Below are 21,625 nucleotides of genomic sequence, written 5' to 3'. Positions count from 1 at the left end.
CTGCCCCGGCATCGCCGGGACAGCATGTTGAATAGGTATGGTTGTTGAGGATAATGACTGGAGATAAATGAGAATGATAATCATTGTTGCAATAGAGCAACTATATTTCCTTCATGCAACTTATACCTATACTATACCACGCAAGGCGTAAAAGTAAACCCGGGGGCAAGCCTGATTTTCGGGAAAGAGGGTTGGCCTGGAGAAAGGGTTAGGGAGGTTATTGAACGTGCTTGGGAAGAGGTGGAGTTAATGAGGTTAAGGTTACTGAGGTTAATAGAAGGATGAATTTGTTTAACGTCATTAACAGTAACTTCTGGTTCACCTGCGAAATCAGGTGCACTTCTGCACTTCATTGATCCAACGGTTTCATAGGGCCAGTTCCAAGCTGCGTAGTTCCTGGTTGCATCAACCGGCTGTCGTTGAACACTAACAAAAAGTCCCGCCGGGGCGCTGCTAAGGCCGTTAGCGGGACGATTTTTATATACTGCTTGTATACTCTGAATCTAACTTAGACTCTGTCTATACAGGAAGCCTGCTGTTATAATATGACCTCCACTTTCACTGATTGCTTGTGCGGGTACGCGGGTATGACTGTTCCTTCGAGCCGTTCGCCGTCAACCCGGATTTCCCGGACGCCTGAGCAGACATGGCTGTTATTCTTCACGGTAATCTCATACTCACAGCCCCGGAAGCGCCGGGTGACCGAGAAGCCCTCCCAGGAAGACGGGATGCACGGGTTAATGGACAGTCCGGCCAGCACCGGCTTGATGCCCATAATGTACTGCGTAGCGGCTACATACATCCACGCGGCGGTCCCCGTCAGCCAGGATACATTCGCCAGACCGAATCTGTCGGACTCCGGCCCGAACAGGTTCGAGGCGTAGACATACGGCTCCGCTTTGTAGCGCCAGATTCCGGCCTGCTCCATGGCGATGTTCGGGATGAGCTGGCGGTAATATTTGTACGCCTGGTCCCCTCTGCCCAGCATGCACTCCGCAATAATTGCCCAGGTATTGGCGTGGCAGAAGACGGCCCCGTTCTCCCCGGTTCCTTTGTTATAGTTGGTTAGCGGATCGGCGGGATCGGGGAAGGTGGTGATGGACGGGTGCAGTTTTCGGATGCCCAGCTCAGTATCGAGAATGTCACGCACACTGTCCATCGCCTTCAGTCCCTTGTCAGACTCGGCCATCCCGGACAGGGTCGCCCAGGTCTGGGCATTGAGCCAGATCTGGGCCTCCTCATGCTCAGCGGTCCCCAGATACCGCCCGTCATCCATCACCGCCCGCCGGAACCATTGCCCGTCCCAGCCCAGCGTGTTCACGAGTTGCTTCTGCTCCCCGTAGAGCCGGTCATAGTCCGCCGCATGCTCCGGGTAACCGGAGGCCGCCGCCAAATCCTTCATGCGCAGCAGCACCGTCCCGAACTGCATCGCTGTCCAGATGCTCTCCCCTCTGCCCTCACGGCATACGCGGAAAAGCTGGTCATTCCAGTCCGAGCGCAGCATCAGCGGGAAGCCGTTCGGCCCCAGATTGGAGACGGTGAAGTCCACCGCCCGCTTCAAATGATCATAGAGCGGCGCTTCACCGCCGTCATAGAACGGAATATTTTCCTGGAGGAATGCCGCGTCTCCGGTCTCGGCAAGAATGTCCCATACGGCCAGCGCTGTCCACAGGTGATCATCCGAATGGATGCTGGTGACCGGGTCCCAGCCCTCATTAGGGAAAAAGTAATGATTCACATGCCCGTCCTGATACTGCTGCCCCAGGAGCAGGCGGACTTTATCCTTGGCTGCCTCGGGACCGTACGGTACGACTGCCAGAATATCCTGAGCGGTATCCCGGTAGCCTACGCCCCGGAAGGTGCCGGTGGCATAATACGAAATATTGCGCGAGAAAAGGAAATTCCGCTGCGACTGGTACGGATTCCAGGTGTTGAGCATACGCTGCGCATCCTGATCCGGCAGCTCACAATTCCAGGCCCCGAGATAATGCTCCCAGTTCTCCTGAAGCGCCGCATAGGAACGGGTGACAAAATCCGCCTCCCGCGAATGGTCGATGGCCCGTTCAATCTCGGCTTCGTTCATGGCTGTCCCGAGAAAAAAGTTCACGGTGCGGGTCTCGCCGGGCGCGAGCTTTACCCGGACCTGGAGTGCGCCGCAGGGGTCGCCTCCCAGAATCGTTGATCCAGTGCAGCCCCCCTGCTCAATAGCGGCCGGATTGGATTCACTGCGGTAGCTGCCGATGAATTCTTCACGGTCTCCGTCATATCCGGCGAGCGGTGCATCGGACATCATATAGACCAGCGGGGTTTCGTCCGGCTTGGGCTGATTTTCCACCCCGTATTTGTAGATCAGCGCTTCCTTCTCATGGTACTGCGCCGAGACCTGATGCTTGTTATAGCATTGCCATTGCAGCTCGCGCATGAATTCCATCATCCCAAACTCGGCGTAGGCATACACGTTCAGCTCCTTGGCTTCGCTGCTATGGTTCGTCAGCGTCAGATTCCAGATCAGGGAATTCTCATAGGGCCCGACAAAATAAACCGTCTTCGCCGCCAGCTCCTCTGCCTGTGCTTCAAAGCGGGTATAACCCATGCCATGGCTGCTCCGCCACTCCTGCGGCTTCCGGAAGGCCGGCTCATACGTGGGACACCAGTAGCTGCCTGTTCCGGCATCCTGCAAGTAAATATACGGGCCGGAGCGGTCGGTGGGCAGATGGAAGAAACGGTAGCGGGTAATCCGCCAGATCTGCGGAGACTTGTAGAAGGACAACCCCCCGCCCGCATGGGACAGCATGGTATGGAAGGTGCCGTTGGATAAATAGTTCAGCCAGGGGGTCGGCATATCATGCCGCTTGAACTCTACCTCCCTCGCGTCATCGTTGAAGGTAAAATACTGGTCCAGCTCATTTGTGCGCGCAAGTAGACTGACCCCATAAGGCGGTTCTACAGCCTTGTTACTCTGTGCGCGGCCGGAAGGGCCTGCGGGTGGCGTGGATGATGTGGACGGTACGGATGATGCAGATGATACTGGTTCATTGGCGTTCATATCGGTCAGCTCCTCTCCATTGCTCTTGCTCATTTGGGCTCAACCTCATCCATCGTCAGGCGGAACTCAAGATCATTCATATACGTGCCGTCCGTATTCAGGAACACCATGCCAAAGGTGATATCCTCCTGCGCTCCCCGGACGATGGCGATCAGGCGGTTGATCCCGCTGGCCAGCGTAATCTCCTGTTCAGGCTCCGGCACCAGCCTGCCGTTCATATAGATGTCAAAAGCGCAAGCCGAGTTCACCCGGAGTCTGCCGGTCCTTATTCCGCCCGGGCGTCCGCCGCCTCCAGATGTATCCGCCGTCTCCGGCAGATGCACGAAGCAGCTCAGGAACAGAAGGCGTCCCTCCAGTGCGGGGATAAGGAAGGTTCCGTCCGGGCGGCGTTCTTTTTTCTTCATCCAGCCATATAGGCCTTCCCCCAGATTGTTCAGGGAGAATTCGGGGTCTGTATAGTAGGCCTTCATCGCCTCGTAGTCGATGTGCGGCGGACAGAACAGCGTCATTGCAGCCTCCACCGCCCACTGCGCATCCCCCTTGTCATGGAGCAGCAGCTCATCTGCAAACGCGGCTCCGAGATTGGCGAGCAGGCGGGTGTAGAGCCTGAGGCTCTTGTCACTGTCCGGGTCGGCAAGCAGTTGCGAGCAGAGAATCTCTCCCGCTCCGGCCTCCTGCCGGATTACAAAAGCTCCCGGAGCAGCCGCCTTGCTGCGGTTAAGCTCGACCAGCGCCAGCCGGCTGTATTCCGCCGTATGCTGCCCGGCGAAATAGTCCTTCCAGGCTGTGCCTTCCACGCTGGTGCACAGCACCTCCGCGTCCGGCACCTCCAGCCTGCACCCGGCCAGCTCCCGGTTGACGACATCCCGGGGCGAGAGATGCACCTTGTCGAAGCCGAACAGGTCGACCGGGCTGATGCCCTGCACGGCGGCGTGCGCATAGTCCGCCGCCAGATGATACGTCCCGTGCGGCACGATACGCACGGGAGCGTCCAGCAGGCGGGCGAGGGCCTCCTGCCCGCCGGGCTCCGCCGGCAGCACCAGCACGCTGCCGCCGGCCAGGGCCGCCTGGCGCACGGCTTCCGCCGCGCCCGGCGCGCCCAGCAGTCCGGCCTCCACGACGAGGAGGCCGGGGGTCAGGCCGGACAAGCCTGCGGCGCTGTCCAGCCTGTGGCCCTTCAGGCGGAGCTTGCCGAGCAAGGCTGCCGCCGGACTGTCGCTGCGGACCCAGACCGCAGCGGATTTTGCCGCGGCTGGCGCCAGCGCGGATACGGTAGCCGGCGCGGCGTGCCGGGCTGCGGCGCTAGCCTTGACGGCGGCGGCAGCGATAGGCCCGGCGTCGGTAGCCGGGGCTGCGTGCCGGGCTGCGGCGCTAGCTTTGACGGCGGCGGCAGCGATAGGCCCGGCGTCGGTAGCCGGGGCGGTAGCCGCCGCAGCGGCGGAGGGCCCGGATATGGCGGCTGATGCCGGTGCTGCCGCGCGGCCCGCATACTGCAGCAGGCTGCGCAGCAGCAACTGCGCCTGGGGAACCCGCTGGAGATGATCCATAATCTCCAGCTGATTCGCCAGGAGCATGCCCGCACCGCTGCGGTATTCCAGCAGCGGCGACCACAGATCGCCGCCGTCTCCGAAGTCCCCTGCGCTGCATTCCAGCAGCAGGGTGAAGTCGCCGGTCACCGGCTTCTCGAACGCCGCCCGGATGATAGGCAGCGGCCCGTCCTCGCGCAGCTCCTCATGCCAGTACATCAGGTCCTCCGCGCCTAATCCCCGGAGCACCGGATGCCCGTAATCCCCGCTATGTGCGCGGATGAATTCCCTGCGGGTGAGCGGCAGCCTGCCGGGAGAGAGATGAAGCTGTTCCAGCAGCAGCAGCCTGCCGCCCCGCTGCACGAATCCTCTCAGTCTCCGGTCCAGCGACCCGTCCTTATCCTGCATTTTGCTGCCGGCAATCAGCAGGGTTCCAGCCGCAAGCTTATCTACCGCTTCCGGTTCTGCCCGGACCAGTGCGGGCACCAGCGCGTGAATCGCCTGGAAGTCCCGGTCAGAGCCGATATATGCTGCGGGCAAGGCGATCTCTACCGGCTCGGTCCGGCAGCGCCCGGACAGCAGGCGGTAGCTTACATTAAGCTCATGCATCAGCTCGCTGCCATGGAACAGCCGGGCGGACAGCATGGCTTCACCTTCACCTACTGGTGCTCCTACTCCGGCCCCAGCTTCTGCTCCAACTCCTTCGCCATTTACCGGCTCCGGCATCCACTCCAGCCGGATGCTCCGGCGCTGAGCAGGCTCATGACGGAAGCGGAAGGTCTCGCTGTGTACCCTGCGCCCTCCCTGCATAACTTCACATTCGACCGTTACTTGCTGCGCTGACAGCGTATCGTTATAGACATCGAAGCTGCGGGAGACCGGCGCATCATCGAAGAAGCAGCGGTTGTATTCGGCAGTAATCAGCGTGACCGGCTTGAAAGCCGCGGCCATAATGGCAAAAGCCGGATTAGGCCTGTAGACCGGATACTCCTCCGGCAACAGCCCGTTGTTCAGCGAAAGCGAGTAGGCTGGAATTACAGCTGGTTTAGGGCCGGGTGTGGTCAGGTCAGCCTGCGGCAGCTTGAGCTCCTGCTCCGGCATCGCCCGCATGAAGTAATGAACAAAATTAAAAGTAGAGATGCCTGAGACACCCTGCCGCCGTGCATATTCCACGAACAGCCGCTCCTTGTGGGCCAGCCCGGCAGCACTGGCATCTGAGTCACGGTAGGCGTCCAGCCCTGTATACATGCTGCTGTTCTGCGGACAAATGTACCACCAGCCGCCATGCTCGCCGAAGGTGAGCGGAACCTTCCTGTCCCACTGCGCGATCGTGCCGTCAATGTTGTAATGACGGCTTTCCACCTCGGTCTGCTGCTTGGAGACCAGACGGTTATCTCCCTCCACCATGACCGGGCGGGTGGCATCCAGCGCCTTCATCAGTCCGATCAGGCCGGGGATATGCTGCTTGTAGTGATCGCGTCCGTCCACCCAGCGCATCTCATTCTGCACACTCCACAGAATGACCGAAGGATGATTCTTGTCCCGCTGCACCAGCCGCTGCACATGCGCGCGGCAATTGGCGATGAAGTCGGGATGGGCGGCATCCATGCTTTTGCTGGAGCCGTAGATGGCCGTCTCATCGACAATCAGCATCCCCTCCTCATCGGCAATCCGCAGATAATCGGACGGATACGGCTGCGCATGGAGCCGGATGCTGTTAATGCCCGCCTGCCGGCACATCCGGTACCAGCCCCGGATATAGTCCTCTGTCTGCTGGGCCGCCCCCTGAAAATGCCAGGAGTCCCCACGCAGATTAACGGGAATCCCGTTCAGCATAAATTGCGGCCCTTCGCACCAGAACTCCCGGAAGCCGAAGGTCTCGCTCCGGCGGTCAAGAATCTCACCGTCCGATTGAAGCACAAGCTCCAGCTCATACAGGACAGGGGAATCCGGGCTCCACAGCCTGGCCTCCTGCCAGGGCAGGCTGAATGCTGCCCCGCCCCACTCCCGGCTGCCGGTATTGACGCATAACTGCCGCCCTGACGCAGCCTCCGCAGGGCGAAGCGCCACTGCGGCTTCCGCTTCAAGCACGGGCAGCGGCCGGTCGGCCGACAGTGGCTGCGACAGGTGCGGCGGCTCTGCCAATGCGGACAGAACGCCGGATTTCCGCTCCCTGACCTGCAGGAGCACACACAAGCCTTCGGGTGAGAGCCCCTCTTCTGTGCTGCTGATCAGAGCATCCACTTCCAGCCTTCCCTGCCGGACAGAGGTGCGGATCGTAAGATCCTCCAGCCATACTGGCGGATAGGCCTCCAGGAAGACATCCTGCCAGATGCCCCGGGCAATTCTGCCGAACCAGGAGCCGGAGAGCCCGGTGATTTTGGTCTCCCCGGAGGGAAGCACCGCTGTGTCGAAGCTGCCGCAGACCACATGCAGATGCTGCTCCCGGCCGGGCTTCACCAGCGCGGTGATATCCAGCCGCAAGGGCAGGAAGCCGTCCTCCCAGACGGCAATCCGCTCGCGGTCCAGATAGATGGCCGCTTTTTGCATAATGCCATCGAATCGCAGAATGACCCGCTGCTCCAGCATCATCTCCGGCACCTGAAAGCTGCGGTGAAGCACCCCGGCTTCGGCTGCATTCCATTCCTCCGGGTATCTGTACACATCGAAGGGCTGGAACTGATACTCGGGGACTTCGCCGAATTTGCTGCCCGAAGGCGCAGTATAGCTGTAACGCCAGCTCGAGGGAACCTGTATTTTGCGGGCCTCGTATTGCAATCTTTCTGGAAGCGCGCGGCTGCGCGGCTGGTCATAGAGCGGCATGAAATCCCACTCACCATTAAGACAAATGGCTGTACGTAGCATATTCATTCTCCTTTTCCTGCATGGGGGCGGGGGATGGATAGAACGAGCGCAAGCTTTTTCCAAATGGCCTGATCCGGCTGCATCTCACTCCATTTCCTGAAATGCGGCTCCATCACCTCACCCCAGTTCTCCGGCCGGAGATTCGTGGCAAGCTTCCCGCTGTACGGGGCAGGCTCCACCGTTGCAGGCAGCTCGGAATAAAAAAACAGCAGGTTCTCATGCAGCCCAATGATCCCGTACTTGTCGCCGTCTCCCGGGCGCTCCTCCTGATACTGGTAATGGTGATATACATAGCTTGCGACCTGCTCCGGCTTCAGCGCCGCCACTCTTCCGTGGGGGGTTCCCGCCGTATGACTGCGCTTCCAATGTTCTGCGGAGACCGGCTGCTGATAATGAAAAATATCCATCATAGGCACCCACAACCGGGACTGCCCCCCTCCCGGCCATTTCTTGAGAATCTCTGCCGCACCCTGGAATAACTGCTCCGGCTCCACCTCCCGGCTGGTGCACTCATAGTACAGAAACAGCTCCTTGCCATCCTGAAAAATACTCAGCCGTGCAAGGCCCAGCCTGTCCATGCGTTCATTCAGCAGTCCGGTCTGTGCGCCCCAGAACGCTGACGGATTAGCATCCTCCCTGCACTCGGTTCTATATAAACAACGCTGCATCCGTGTCCCTCCAACCTTATGTCATCTACCCTTCTAGAGTAGCGTATCCACCGGGCCGATTCCTTGACGATCATGCCCTTCTTTAGCATAATAACGACATGCAAAAATGCAGCCAAAGGTGCACATGATGCGGCAGCGGAATCCGGCTTACTCATAGCGCAGTGCAGACTGCCCGCCGATGGTTCAGGAATATAAAGAGAAGCTTGTTCCGGGAGAAAAATGCGAGGGATAGATACACACACTTAATTGTTCACCAACGGGGGATTGGCGGGAATATGATGTGTGAATGTCCTGGCCAGCGCTTGCTGCTGCACGAACGCACTGTTCGCCACCTCAGTATAGTCAAGCGGCGGAATACCGTCCGTTAACAAGAATCTTGCTAATCGCTCTCTATTCTGGCATTGTTTTTGGTGGAGCCGTATTCGTCTCAGGCGGGATCTGTGCTCACATGCAAATTTGGTATATTTCATAGTCAGGGAGGATAACAGCAATGAGAGTCAAATTCGATCTATTTCCAGGCGGTGTTACTAAAGCGCTAACAACGAGCTGGGATGATGGAAGAACCTACGACCGGAAGCTCGTAGAGATTCTGAATCAGCATGGGCTAAAGGGGGCTTTTCATCTCAATTCGGGGTTGTTCGGCAATGAGGGCTACATCTCGCGGGACGAGGTGGCTGCGCTCTATGAGGGGCATGAGATTTCGGCGCATACCAGCACTCATCCCTTTCTTACCATGACCCCGCGCGAGGGGATCGCCGCTGAGATTCTGACAGACCGCAAGGCTCTGGAGGAGCTGACCGGTTATCCTGTAAGGGGCATGTCCTATCCGTTCGGCAATTACAATGATCAGGTGATCGGCTTGCTCCCTGCCCTGGGCATTGAATATTCCCGCACGGTGAATTCCCACCACAGCTTCAGCCTGCCGGACAACCTGCTGGCTTGGCACCCCACCTGCCACCACAAGGAGATGCTCGCCCTGGGCAAGAAATTCCTTGAGGAGAAGCCCCGCTTCTCATACATGCAGTTGCTCTATGTCTGGGGACACAGCTATGAGTTCAATGACGATGATAACTGGCAGGAGCTGGAGCAGTTCGCCGCTATGATGGGCGGCCATGAAGACATTTGGTACGCGACCAACATCGAGATCGTGGACTACCTGTCCGCTGTGCAAGGACTGCGCTTCTCCGCTTCGCAGGAGATGGTCTATAACCCGTCGGCAACGGAGGTATGGGTCTCTGTGGGGGATGAAGCCCGCCGCATTCCGGGCGGGGGGACGGTGAAGCTGGGGTAGGTAAGGCTCAGGAGCTGGTATGAGGGATCGGGAGCTGAATAGAGAGAGAACTCGGGGGAAACTGGGGCTGGGGTTATAGCTGTGACAAATGCACTCAACAAGTATCAATCCCGGTCAGCCCCCACCGAGCCGCCACAAGAGTCCTCAGCACAGCCCCAGCTATAACCATAACCGTGCCATGCCCGAGTAATACGACATAAAACACACCTATAAGTTAGTTTGAAAACCCGATTCCGCGCAGCCCCAGGGCTTGGCGAAATCGGGTTGTTGTGGGTTGTTGCGGGTTTTCGAGTGTTTTGCGGGTATTTCGTTGGCATACGTTTGTGCAGATGGTGGAGAATAGAGCGCTGTACCGGTCGTTGCCTGGCCGATCCGGCTACTCGCGGCAGACTAGACAGTGTAGGCAGGCCAGGCCGCCGTTACCGCCAGATACTGCCACCTACTGCCAGCCTCCGGCGGCAGCATCGGGATGCTTCTGCCTCGCTATCCAGGTTAGGCAGGCCGCCCGCAGCAGCGCTTCGGTCCGCTGGGCCGCGCTGCAAAAGACCCCGCTCATGCCGATCTCATACAGATCGGCCAGCGCATACGCCGCCGGTGCCCCCGCGGCGAGCACTGCCGCCGCCGGCCGGACCCGGCGCACGGCGGCCAGCACCCCAGCCGCCGCCTGCGCGAAGCCCTCGGCGGCGTTCTCCCTGGGCGCGGCCTCCGCCGCCGCGCCGTCCAGCACCAGGAAATCAGCGATACGCGCGATTTCCCCGGCGGCAGCCTGCCCCACACCGGGCGCGAGCAGCGCCCCGATGCGGCAGGCTGCCGCATAAGCGTGGCCGAGGGTCTGCTCGGCCACGCCCTCAATGAATTCGCGCTGCGCCGCGAATTCCTCCAGGCTGGCGGGGTACGGCGCCAGCAAGTCAATGCGGCTGTCGCCGCCCAGCCGCTGGCTCTGCAGCGCGGCGGCGAACAGCGCGTCAAGCTGCGCATCCTGAAGCGCAGCGAGTCTGGCCGGGCGGGCAGCGAGCTCCGGCGTATAGAGCAGAGCAACTGCGGCCCAGACGCCGTCCGCCGACTCCAGGAGGTCGGCAGCAGCAGCCCGCAGCCGGTGATAGATCCGCTGCAGGATACGCTCCGCCTGCTCCTCATCACTGCATGACATCCAGCTTGAATAGAGTGCTGCGACCTCCGGCGCAAGCAGCCATTCCTCGCCCCGGATCAGGCAAGGGCCCGCAGGGTAGACACCCGGCTCTGCGCGTTGAAGAGACCGCTCGCCCGCTCCATCACGCAGGACCAGAAATGCCTGACGCTCCCCCGGGCGGCGGGAATAAGTCCGCTCCCGGTTCACTTTTCCCTTACGCGGCTCCCCTTCAGCAAGAAATTCCGCTGCGGCGGAAGCTACAGATGCGGACTGGCTCATCTCTATGCCAATGGTCCGGTCGCCGGTGTTATACTTGAACGGGCGCTCTTCCTTGTTTGGATCATCCTTCTGCTGGCGTTCACCCTTCATCCTCGCACCCACCCTTTACCTTTGAATTACTGCCGCTCCGCTCCCCCTGAGGAGAAGCTGCCAGCATTTTAAGAGGCTTCAATCTATAAATACTGGCAAAGGCACTGAAATATGCAAACGGTATCAAATGAATGCAGCAGCATCTTACCCGGATGGGTAGTGGGCAGACGGTCGGGTGACGAGCTTCAATGGGTGGGCAAGCTGAAGCAGGTGGGAAGTAACCTTTACATATTCTGTTGTTAATTTCTATAGACTTCGAATGGATTTAGGGTTCGGCTTCGGGTTCGGCTTGACGTTTGGGTGATCTATTGTATTTACTACAGCAGATTTTCTCTTTAGAAGCTGTAAAAAGCGATCTGTTGCAGTTTGTACAGCAGATTTTCGCAGAAAGGGTGTTTTGGAGACGTATGCCGGAAATCTGTTGTATGGAATACATCAGAACGGATTTTAACGCCGGATATGGCCTAATCTATTGCACAAAATACATTCGGCGGGACTTCTCCCCAACCCACCCCCTGCTTCCGCTAAAAAAAGACCACCGCCTGATACAGTAACATTCTGCATCAAACAGTGGTCTGTAACTCCTATAGCCGCAAGGAACTGTGCTTAATTGAAACCAGTTGGGGGGAGTACACTGCTTCTGCTCACCGTCTATCCAGCTACAACTCTCCGGCAGCTCAGCGGCTCAACCTCTCACTCCCCAGCACAGCCCGCTCCCGCTAATCCAGCCTAAGCCTGCTGGCTGGCAGCGATCGCCTGCTCCAGATCATAGAGGATATCGTCGATGGATTCGGTGCCGATGGACAAGCGCAGCAGCTCCGGTGTAACACCGGCGGTAATCTGTTCTTCGTCCGACAGCTGCTGGTGAGTAGTGCTCGCCGGGTGGATGATCAGCGACTTGGAATCGCCGACATTGGCCAGATGGGAGAACAGCTTCACGTTCTCGATCAGCTTCACCCCTGCGGCCGCCCCGCCCTTAATTCCAAAGGTCAGAATCGCACCCTGGCCCTTAGGCAGATATTTCTGTGCCAGCTCATACGAAGGGTGACTCTGCAGTCCAGCATAGCTGACCCACTCTACCGAATCATGCGCCTCCAGATACTGGGCAACCTTGAGTGCATTCTGGCTGTGGCGCTCCAGACGCAGATGCAGCGTTTCGAGACCCTGCAAGAGCATCCACGAGTTGAACGGTGAAATGGCCGCGCCTAGGTCACGAAGCAGTTGGACCCGCGCTTTGATGATATAAGCAATCGGTCCGACCGCTTCAGTGTAGACTACCCCGTGGTAACTCGGGTCCGGCTCGGTCAGGCCCGGGAATCTGCCGCTGGCCTTCCAGTCGAACTTGCCGCCGTCCACGATGACTCCGCCAATGGAGGTACCGTGGCCGCCGATGAATTTGGTCGCCGAGTGTACGACGATATCAGCCCCGAATTCAATCGGACGCAGCAGGTACGGACTTGGGAAGGTGTTGTCTACAATCAGCGGAATCCCGTACTCGTGGGCGATGGCTGCAACCTTTTCGATATCCAGCACATTCCCTTGCGGATTACCAATCGTCTCAGCGTAGAGCGCCTTGGTCTTGTCCGTAATCGCTGCCCGGAAGTTCTCCGGGTTATCCGAATCCACAAAATTCACCTTAATGCCCAGCTTGGGCAGCGTCGTGGAGAACAAATTATAAGTTCCGCCGTACAGGCTTGCTGAGGAGACAATCTCATCCCCTGCCCCGGCAATATTCAGAATAGAGAAGGAAATCGCTGCGGCTCCGGAAGCAGTCGCCAGTGCCCCTGCCCCGCCCTCAAGCGCTGCAAGACGCTGTTCAAACACATCAGTCGTCGGATTCATCAGCCGGGTGTAGATATTGCCGAACTCCTTAAGCGCGAACAGATTCGCGGCGTGCTCCGCATCACGGAACCCGTAGGATGTGGTCTGATACAACGGCACGGCACGGGCTAAAGTAGTGGGATCAATCTCCTGGCCTGCGTGGACGGCGAGGGTTTCAAAGGACAGCTTGCGCTCTTCTGACATGGGTATTTCCTCCTCTAAAATAGGTAATGTCAAATGTTAACTCTACAAGATTGTACCTATTCTCTCACAAACCATGTCATTTGAAAAGATAAAATTCTTATTAATTCACTGTGTTTTATTAAGTTTAACAAATCCCCTGCAAAGCCTCAGGGCTGCTGCTCTATCCCCCTCATGAAGCTCATAAATTTCTCAGCAATTTCTTTCGGATGGGAACGGTACAAATAATGGTTGGCATCCAGCAGCTCCATGTCTGCATGTACGGAATTCTTGATCAGCTTCTCATGCTCAGGAATCCATTGATCGGTGGCCGGATGCTCTGCTTGAACAAAAAGAAGGACAGGAAGATTAGGAGGGAACGTTACCCCTCGCTGTTCAGCCCCTTTAAAGCTGGAGTACATGCTCTCCGCCTCATTTAACAGCGTCGTGTTGTACATATTTTTCTGTATCAGCAGGTTCAATTGTTCTTTGGTATGTTCATCATATGCCAGTCCCTCATAAGGGTCAGCACTCAGCTTCAATTGCAGCCGGGCAAAGCCCAAGTCACGGAACCATTTAACCATGGTTGTCTCTGAAGACTCAATCTTTTTCTCGCTCAGCGAGGGTACACTGTTGTCCAGTCCGACAAATGCGCTGACTTCATCAGTATATTTGTTCACATAATCCAGACTGTAAATTCCTGAAATGGAATGGCCCATAAGGATATAACGGTCAATATTGAGCTGCTGTAACGCTTCATGGATTTCACTTACGATATTCTCTGAGGTTCGTTCTTTCTTCGTTGCGTCGCTTAAGCCGTAGCCGAAGGGCTCAACCACTACAACCTTGTAATGTGGAGACAGCTCATCGATGAGCAGCTTGAAATCAAGCGCCGGTGAAGCTGTTCCGAAGCCGGGAAGCAGCACGACCGTGTCCGGGCCATCGCCCTGAATGAACACATTCATATTCTTGCCGTCTACGGATACATGCTGGCCGTAAGGCTCTATCCTTTTGGCCTCCGCATTGCTGCTGATTACATTCGTGATATACACAATCCCCACAAAAAGCACGATAGCGACTAGGATCGCTCCCAATACTTTAAGCAGAATCTTACGCACTCTCTTGAAGCCCGATTGCTTTCCCGCTGTCTTATCCGCCGATGGTCTCATGTTCATCTTCTCCTGTCTTAGCTGGTAGTAAGCTTGCTTCAATTCCGTTAATACAAGCTTACCGGACGGAGATGTCCTCTCTATGACGACAATATGAACTGAATATGAACCGAATATGTACTAAAAATGCCACGGCTACCCACAAGCGAGCTTGTGTGCAACCGTAGCATATGAAGAATCTCAAGTATCGTAGCTGACCAGATAATGATGAAGCTCCGTATTATAGCTGCCGATGCTGTGTTCGATCAGCCTGCCTTCCCCGTCATAGGAGTTGCGCAGGCGCTTGAGTACATACGTGCCGGGCGGGAGGTTCAGCAGCTCGCATACCTCGGGTGGTGCCGACTCCACAAAAAACCGGTCCCTGAAGTTCTCCAGCACAATGTCATTCTCCTCCAGCGAGTCATACAGGGACTGGATGTCTGCCCCCATCTCTGCCGCTCCCCCGCCGGGCAGAGCTGCTGCCGTCAGGAAATGCACCAGATGTATATAGGGCTGGCCATCCAGAATATACAGACGTTCGATCCGCTGGCAATACGGCCCGAAGCGGCTGTATTCCTCTGTTCCTGCTTCATTCGCGAGACGCTGGGATGCGAGCAGTTTCTTTTCCAGCTTATGGCCCGCTTCGACCAGCAGCTCCGTGAACCGCTTGCCCTTGGAGAGCTTCTGGTAGGCGGTATTGCGCATGACAATGGTTCCGACGCCGCTTTTCTTCTGCACATAGCCTTCCTGGGCTAGCTCCTGGACCGCGCCGCGAACCGTCATTTTGCTGACCCCGAACTCCTTCTCGAGCTGAGGCTCGGAGGGGATAATGCTGCCGAGCGGGTATACCCCGTGCAGAATCCGGTCTTTGAGGATCTTCTGGATCTGCTGGTATAAGGGGCCTTGCTTGCGTTTCAGTGACACCTTACGTTCACTACCTTTCAACATCTAGGGTAAAGTCTGACAGCGCCCGGAGCACCTCACTCTCGGTGAACAACGCTGTATCGCCCGGGATGGTATGGGCCAGCATCGCTGCAGCCGCTGCCATATCCACCGTCTGCTGCTGCGGATAATCCTGCAATTCACCATGAATAATGGCACTGGCAAAAGCATCTCCGGCACCAATCCGGTCATACACCGGGAAGGTCAGCTTACGGGAGAACGCGAATGTACCTTGACGGTAAATGTAGCCTGTCAGGGAATGCGTATTGTCCGCATTAATCTCACGGTGTGTGCCCGCTGCCGCTGCGATTCCGAAGCGCTCCGCCACGGCGGGAACCGCTTGCTTCAACTGTGTTATTCTATCATAATCTGCCGCTGCGGTGCCAAGAATGTACAGTGCATCCTTCTCGTTCATCAGCACCAGATCGGCAAGCGTAAGCAGCTCCTCGTAATGCGGACGGGCTTTGGCATACCCCTCCTCGCCCCATAACGCCGGACGGTAGTTGCAGTCGAATACCACCCTGCCCCCCGCACGCTTCACCTCCGCCGCAAGCTGCTTCATCTGCCCGCGTACCCCGTCATTCATTGCCAGCGTAATGCCGCATAGATGAAGCACATCCACCCGGGAAGCTAGCGCCGCCATATCATATTGAGTGGCCTCAGCGGTATTGAAGCTGCTGCCCAGCCGGTCGGTATACGTAACTCTTCCGGGGCGGGCACCGAACCCGTTCTCCAGGAAGTACATTCCGAGGTGCTTGCCGCCCCGGCGGATCAGTGAGGTATCTACCCCAAGCTTGCGCAAGTAAGCAATCGCTGCTTCCCCTACCGGCGTCTCCGGCAAGGTCGTGATTAATGCTCCGTTATGGCCGTATCTGGCCAGCGCCGCCGTTACATTTACCCCGCTGCCCGAAAAAGAGTACTCCAGCCTGCTGCTCTGGGCCAGCGTCTCCACCCCCGGAACCTGCAGCCGCATCATCACTTCGCCGAAGGCCGCGATTCTAGGCATAGCGGTCCACCAGCGATTTCATCGTGCCGAGCAGTGTACGGACATCCTGGATGTTCGTGTTCCCGGTCTGGGGATCAATGATGGAGGAATAGACATGCGGGATGACCTGAGGCACGCCTGCCTGAAGGGCAATCTCCAGAATAGGTGCGAAGTTATCCAGATCGATGCCGCCCGTAGGCTCAAGGGCAAATCCGGCTTCTCCGCAGGCCTTGGCTACCGCACGATACTCTTCTTCCAGCTCCAGCCCCTTCATCGGATAATATTTGAGCGCATTGCCGCCCATGTCCCGGACCAGAGCAATGGCAGCATGAACTGGAACGATGGCCTGCGAAGCATTCCCCGAGCTGACCGGTCCGGTGGATATATTGACATAGCCGGTCTGTCCGCAGGGAGAGACCAGGCTGTTAATCCAGCTATCCTTCGCTCCCAGATTGGCACGGGTCGCGCCTACAGCCGGAAATACCTGATTGATATGGCTGCCCGCATAGCTTGAAGCAATCTCTGCGACCGCCGCCGCCTGGCGGTTGTCCCCGGCGCCAAGCCCGATGGATACGGCATCCTGGATCATCTGTCCGTACTCCGTCATAGCGGCGGACGCTTCGCGGGCATTGGCGTAATTTTTGGATAATACGCCTATCAGTACATGCCCTTCGGCAGCCTCGTAGATGTCCTTGGCGTTCGCGATACTGCCGGCCAGCACATTCAATGCCGCTCTGTTCTTATAGAAACGCTCCTGAATCTTGCTCATTATGATCTGCCCCCTATAATCTCTTGAATTCTGCTGACGATAACCTGGAGATCATCTCCTTGGAGCGGCCTTGGATCAATATCGAAATACCCCTGCTTCACCCCATAGTCCCGGGTATACACGGCAATCCCGCCTTCCCGCAGGCGGTCATTGACCTCCCTTGCATCCATTCCCGCAGCAGCGGCATCAATCTGGATGCGTCCCCGGTAAATCGCCCGGCCCGCTTCATCCTGCACGGTGCGGACCGACACTCCGGGAAGACCGGCCAGCGGCTGAAGCGCCTCCAGTGCCTGCTTCTCCTGCTGGCTGTTGTCCGGCTTGTCCTGGTATTCATCCAACGCCTGGAGCAGTCCGAAGGTGGTCTCTTTGCCGACCTTCATGCTGCGGCCAATTCCGTGCAGTTGTACCTTGAGCCACTCAATATATTTCTTCCCGCCCGCTACAATGCCCGAAGTTGGACCTTCCACAGCCTTCGAGCCGCTATAGATAGCCAGATCCGAATACTGGACGTACTTCCGCAGATCCTCCTCCGCAGCCGCATCGACAATCATCGGCACGCCCCTGCGCTGTGCCACCTCCCAGACCTCCTCCACCGAGATCATATTCTTCTGGACGGCGTGGTGGGATTTCACATAGAGGATCGCTGCGGTACGTTCCCCGATGGCCTGTTCGATATGCTCTGCGCGGCCTTCGTTGGCATATCCCACTTCAACTACCCGGCCGCCGCCGAGGAAGACCATCGTCTCCACCGGCGCTCCATACTGTACATTATGACCCTTCAGCATGATAATCTCATTCTTCAGCACCGGCTCCTGGTGCAGGCGCAGACTAAGGCGCGGATCTCCGGCGGTCACAATGGCTGCGACCGACAGCGCAATGCCGCTGGAGGCCGAGTTCACGACAGCAGCCCCCTCCGAACCGAGCAGGCGGGCGATGTACTCTCCCGATTTGTCCACCAGATCGGCAATCTCCACATACTGCTGTCCGCCCTGCTTCATTGCCTCCATCACCGAATCGGTGGGCGCGGATACGCCGAGAATGCTCATTCTTCCGCTGGCATTAATCACACGCTTCAATCCATATTTAGCTTGTAATGAGTGATCCATTGATAAAGACTCCTTTTGCTTCAATATAGTGGTGCGCGGTCCGGACCTCACCCTCTGAGTCCATAAGCTGTTTCTCACCGTCTTCCAGGGAGAATAAAGTCAGATTCGCCTGCTCCCCTACCCGGATCTGCCCAAGCTCCGGCTTGCCGAGCCACGCTGCGGCGCTGCTGGTGACGGCACGGATTACCTCTTCCAGGCTATAGCCGAGATAGAGGAACTTGGTCAGTACATCCGCCATGCTGTACACCGGACCGTTCAGCCGGTTGCCCCGGTAGATGTCTGTGCTGATCGTATTCAGCCCGATACCAGCCGCCTTCGCCTGCTCCGCCACCCGGAAGGAGAAGCTTGCGGTGCCGTGTCCTACATCCAGCCGGACGCCCCGGGCTACAGCAGCCAGCAGCCCCGGCAGCGGAGTGCCGTCCGCCCGGAACAGATTATTGGCTTTGCCGTTCAGGTAGTGGGTAATGACATCGCCCGCCCGCAGCAGCTCCAGCACTTCGGAGACGGCAGGCGGGGCTGAGCCGATGTGCACCATAAGCGGAAGCTTCAATTCTTCCGACAGCGCGCGTGCCAGCTTAAGCGGCTCAATGCCTCTGTCCTTGACGACACTTTGGCTGATGCGTGCCTTCAGGCCGACGATGAATTCCGGGTAGGCTGCCGCCGCTTCCACCGCTCTGGCCCGGTCAATCCACTCCAGCTGCGAGAGCTCATCGGTCCGCGCAAGGCCGATTCTTGAGATGTTGAGCAGCGCGAACACCCGTGTATCGGCCAGAAGACTGGCACTATAAAAAGCTCCGATCCGGTCTGCCCCGCAGCTTCCCGCATCCACCATTGTCGTCACTCCCTGCTTCACCCCGATCTCGTCGATCTCATCGCCGTAGGGGTCAAACTCCGGCACAGCATGTACATGCAGATCAATCCATCCGCTGGAGCCATATAATCCGGAGCAGTCCAGTAGGGTCCTGCCTTCCGCCTGGGCCGGCGGGGTAATCGCGGTAATGATCCCACCCTGAATGGAGATATCCACCGTCCGGCCGTCCACCAGCCGCAAATTGCGCAGCACGTTTTCTGTGCCCACTCGTCCCATCTCCTTTTTCTCAATTACAGATTTACAGGGGAATTACAAAAAATGATTAATGACATGAACTCCATACATCCTTATATTTAACAAGTAGTAACGGCCGTGCCGTCCTGTTAGAAAAATATAAAGCTGCTTCACTCCAAAGATTATAATGTTATAATGTTCATAGTAGCACAAGTGTAATCCAGAAGAGAACTGCAATTTCTAGTTCAAGAGGTTTCATCCTAGTTTTCTAGTCCGAATATCTTAACACTGGAGGTACTGCTGCATGGCCAATCCCGCACCCCAGCCATCCTTGCTGAACCGGTTCCGGCTGACCTGGAATCATTTCAAGTCAAGGCTGCTGCTGAAATACGCTTTTTCCTATATCCTCATGTTCCTGATCCCGCTCACCGGCGTTACCATCTTCGTCTATGAAAACGCCGTCAAGGGCCTGCGGGTCGAAATTGAACAATCCAATGTTAATCAGCTTAATCAAGTGAAAAGCACCATCGACGGCCGGATGAATGAGCTTCAGGAGATCGCCGGAAGAATCGCCTATGACAAGCATCTGACTCCTTATATGGTCCGGCATCCTTATTACAGTCTGGAGGCGATTCAGGCACTGGCGAATTACAAGGCCAGCAGCAGCATCGCGGAGGATCTGTTCCTCTACTTCCACGGCGATTCCAATATCTATTCTTACCGTGGGCTGGCTGATCTTCATGTCACCTTCGATACCCTCTATCAGTTCGAGCGCTGGACCCCGGAGAAACTGCGGCGCGACTTGAACGAGGCCCGTCAGCCGCTGGTGCGTCCGGCCGAGAATGTGACCGTCAATTCCCGGATGGAGCCGATGCTCGCCATGCTCGTCCCGGTGAAGCCGAATGACCCGTTCCCTTACGGAACAGTCGTCTATCTGATGAAGGAATCCAATCTTACCGGCGTCATGGACTCGGTTCTGAGCGATTTCTCGGGCAGCAGCTATATCTTCGGCCCTTCCGGCGAGGTGCTGACCGCGAACAGCCATGGCGTCAGCTTTCCCCAAAACGAGCTGCAGACCCTATCCGCTCTAAAGCCGGGGATTCACAATCTGGAGCTGGACGGGGAACAGTACTCCGTGGTGTCCGTGAAGTCCGAGGAGAATGGCTGGACCTACGTCACCACGATGCCCAGTTTCCAGTTCTTCAGCCGGGTCGCCCATGTCCAGACGCTAATTCTGATTGTCTTTTGTATTACGGTCGTTACCGGCATAGCGGCCGCGCTGCTGCTGGCCAAGCGGCAATACCACCCGATCCGCGATCTGATGGAGTTCGCCAAGCCGAGAGGCAGTAGTAATGAAGCCCCTAAGCTGCGCGATGAATGGGAGTCCATCCGGCAGACGCTTCATGACTACAGTGCCCGGATTGACCTCCAGGAGCCTTTTGTCCGCAACCAGTGTATGCTGCTGCTGCTCAAGCACGGCCAGCCGGATGATCCCGAGATTGAGCAGATGATTCTGAGCGCAGGCTTCAGGCATCCGCAGGGACAAGGCCTCTACTTCTCAGCCATCCTGTCCTGGGATGATGCAGCGCCGGGCGGCAAGTCCTGGCAGGAACGCCATCTGCTGCAGGAGATGCTCAGCAATATCTGCCTGCCGGGCCCGGATGCGCAGATCTTCGGGATCGAATTCTCGGTCAAGGACCAGTTCGCCCTGATCATCTCCCTGCCAGGTGAGGGGGAACTGCCCGTTCAGAGCCGGATGGAGCAGGTGATTGAAGGGATTCAGGATGTGATCCGTGAACACTCGCAGCTTGCGCTGAGTATCGGTGTCGGCATGGCCTACCGCGATCTCGCCCGGGTGAACCAGTCGTTCATTGAAGCCGCTGCCGCGCTGGAGCACCGGATGATCCGCCGCAGCGGTCAGGTCACCTATTTCGAACAGCTTGCGGAGCTGAACCCCTCCGCTGCCGAGAGCTTCTGGATTCCGCGCAAATCCATGCTGAAGCTGGAGCAGAGTCTGAAGCAGGGCAACGAATCGGTAGCGGCCCAGATGATTGCCGATACCATTGACACAATCAAGGACGAGCCGCTGCAGGTTCATCTGCTGCGGTGTATCTGCTTCGATCTGCTGAACGCTTTTCTGCGCACCGCCTCGGAGCTGGGTATGGACGAGGTGTTCACCAATATGCCGGAGCTGACCTCCTTCGAGACGCTGGAGGAGCTGGAGAGCCGGCTGCTCTCGCTGGCTTCCGCCATATGCGCCCAGGTCGAGCGGAATACAGAGACCAGCGAGTCTTCCCTAATGGATGACATTCTGGCCTATGTGGACCAGCAGTTCGCCGACTACACCCTCAGCCTGGAGCATGTAGCGCTGAAGTTCGCCATCTCGACCTCTTATTTAAGCCGGAGCTTCAAGGAGAAGACCGGAAGCAATTTCTCGCAATATATCTGGCAGCGGCGTGTGGACGAGGTCATCCGGCTGCTGGAGAACACCAGCGCACCGCTCAAGGAGATCATCGAGCAGGTCGGTTACCTGGATGCGCCCAATTTCATCCGCAAGTTCAAAAAAGAAACCGGCCTGACGCCAGGGCAATACCGCAAGGAACATGCCTTGAAGGGGACCGCTGCGAAAAGACCGGTTTGATTGGGCGGAGCCTCCGCCTACAGTTTGAGTTGAAACCTCTAATCGCTAATGGGCGATAACTGCTAAAATTGGAGTAATTGTACTACGTACAATA

The 21,625-nt window shown here is 57.4% G+C and carries 13 protein-coding genes; 2 read left to right on the top strand and 11 right to left on the bottom strand.

The window, feature by feature from the left end; genetic code table 11:
* Positions 1–538: 538 nt before the first annotated feature.
* The 3 genes from MKX42_RS05460 to MKX42_RS05450 are packed head-to-tail and all read right to left on the bottom strand — an operon-like array spanning position 539 to position 8,105.
* Positions 539–3,079, bottom strand: coding sequence for a GH36-type glycosyl hydrolase domain-containing protein (locus MKX42_RS05460; RefSeq protein WP_340751629.1), 2,541 nt, complete (start codon positions 3,077–3,079; stop codon positions 539–541).
* Positions 3,076–7,443 (bottom strand): glycoside hydrolase family 2 TIM barrel-domain containing protein, encoded by a 4,368-nt coding sequence (locus tag MKX42_RS05455; RefSeq protein ID WP_340751628.1) that lies wholly within the window; start codon positions 7,441–7,443, stop codon positions 3,076–3,078. Before MKX42_RS05455 ends, MKX42_RS05460 begins: the two co-directional genes overlap by 4 nt.
* Positions 7,440–8,105 (bottom strand): hypothetical protein, encoded by a 666-nt coding sequence (locus MKX42_RS05450; protein WP_340751627.1) that lies wholly within the window; start codon positions 8,103–8,105, stop codon positions 7,440–7,442. The genes MKX42_RS05455 and MKX42_RS05450 overlap by 4 nt, the downstream gene beginning before the upstream one ends.
* A gap of 490 nt (positions 8,106–8,595) precedes the next feature.
* On the opposite strand from MKX42_RS05450, the gene MKX42_RS05445 reads away from it, so the two are divergent.
* Positions 8,596–9,396 carry a polysaccharide deacetylase family protein gene (locus tag MKX42_RS05445; RefSeq protein ID WP_340751626.1) on the top strand — a complete coding sequence of 267 codons (801 nt, stop codon included), beginning with the start codon at positions 8,596–8,598 and terminating at the stop codon, positions 9,394–9,396.
* Positions 9,397–9,835: 439 nt separating this feature from the next.
* Here MKX42_RS05445 and MKX42_RS05440 read toward each other — a convergent pair whose 3' ends face one another.
* The 8 genes from MKX42_RS05440 to MKX42_RS05405 all read right to left on the bottom strand — a co-directional run bounded on the left by MKX42_RS05440 (position 9,836) and on the right by MKX42_RS05405 (position 18,923).
* Positions 9,836–10,894 carry a hypothetical protein gene (locus MKX42_RS05440; RefSeq protein ID WP_340751625.1) on the bottom strand — a complete coding sequence of 353 codons (1,059 nt, stop codon included), beginning with the start codon at positions 10,892–10,894 and terminating at the stop codon, positions 9,836–9,838.
* 729 nt (positions 10,895–11,623) lie between these two features.
* Complete coding sequence (locus MKX42_RS05435; RefSeq protein ID WP_340751624.1) at positions 11,624–12,919, bottom strand: homocysteine synthase; 1,296 nt, start codon at positions 12,917–12,919, stop codon at positions 11,624–11,626.
* Between the two features lie 146 nt (positions 12,920–13,065).
* Positions 13,066–14,064, bottom strand: coding sequence for an alpha/beta hydrolase (locus tag MKX42_RS05430; RefSeq protein WP_340751623.1), 999 nt, complete (start codon positions 14,062–14,064; stop codon positions 13,066–13,068).
* 180 nt (positions 14,065–14,244) lie between these two features.
* On the bottom strand, positions 14,245–14,991 hold the full coding sequence (locus tag MKX42_RS05425; protein ID WP_340751622.1) for a GntR family transcriptional regulator: 747 nt from the start codon (positions 14,989–14,991) through the stop codon (positions 14,245–14,247).
* Positions 14,978–15,991 (bottom strand): sugar kinase, encoded by a 1,014-nt coding sequence (locus MKX42_RS05420; RefSeq protein ID WP_340751621.1) that lies wholly within the window; start codon positions 15,989–15,991, stop codon positions 14,978–14,980. The genes MKX42_RS05425 and MKX42_RS05420 overlap by 14 nt, the downstream gene beginning before the upstream one ends.
* A complete protein-coding gene (dagF, locus tag MKX42_RS05415; RefSeq protein ID WP_340751620.1) occupies positions 15,984–16,739 on the bottom strand; it encodes a 2-dehydro-3-deoxy-phosphogluconate aldolase in 756 nt (251 codons plus the stop codon). The genes MKX42_RS05420 and dagF overlap by 8 nt, the downstream gene beginning before the upstream one ends.
* Positions 16,739–17,845 carry a DgaE family pyridoxal phosphate-dependent ammonia lyase gene (locus MKX42_RS05410; protein ID WP_340751619.1) on the bottom strand — a complete coding sequence of 369 codons (1,107 nt, stop codon included), beginning with the start codon at positions 17,843–17,845 and terminating at the stop codon, positions 16,739–16,741. Before MKX42_RS05410 ends, dagF begins: the two co-directional genes overlap by 1 nt.
* A complete protein-coding gene (locus MKX42_RS05405) occupies positions 17,823–18,923 on the bottom strand; it encodes an amidohydrolase/deacetylase family metallohydrolase (RefSeq protein WP_340751618.1) in 1,101 nt (366 codons plus the stop codon). Before MKX42_RS05405 ends, MKX42_RS05410 begins: the two co-directional genes overlap by 23 nt.
* Positions 18,924–19,194: 271 nt before the next feature.
* Between MKX42_RS05405 and MKX42_RS05400 the strand changes: the two genes are divergently transcribed.
* Positions 19,195–21,531 (top strand): helix-turn-helix domain-containing protein, encoded by a 2,337-nt coding sequence (locus MKX42_RS05400; RefSeq protein WP_340751617.1) that lies wholly within the window; start codon positions 19,195–19,197, stop codon positions 21,529–21,531.
* Positions 21,532–21,625 lie beyond the last annotated feature (94 nt).

Origin of the sequence: Paenibacillus sp. FSL R7-0204 (assembly GCF_038002225.1) — a bacterium.
GTDB lineage: Bacteria > Bacillota > Bacilli > Paenibacillales > Paenibacillaceae > Paenibacillus_AQ.
Note: the sequence above shows the minus strand (reverse complement) of the source record. Positions and strands in the feature narration are given on the sequence as shown.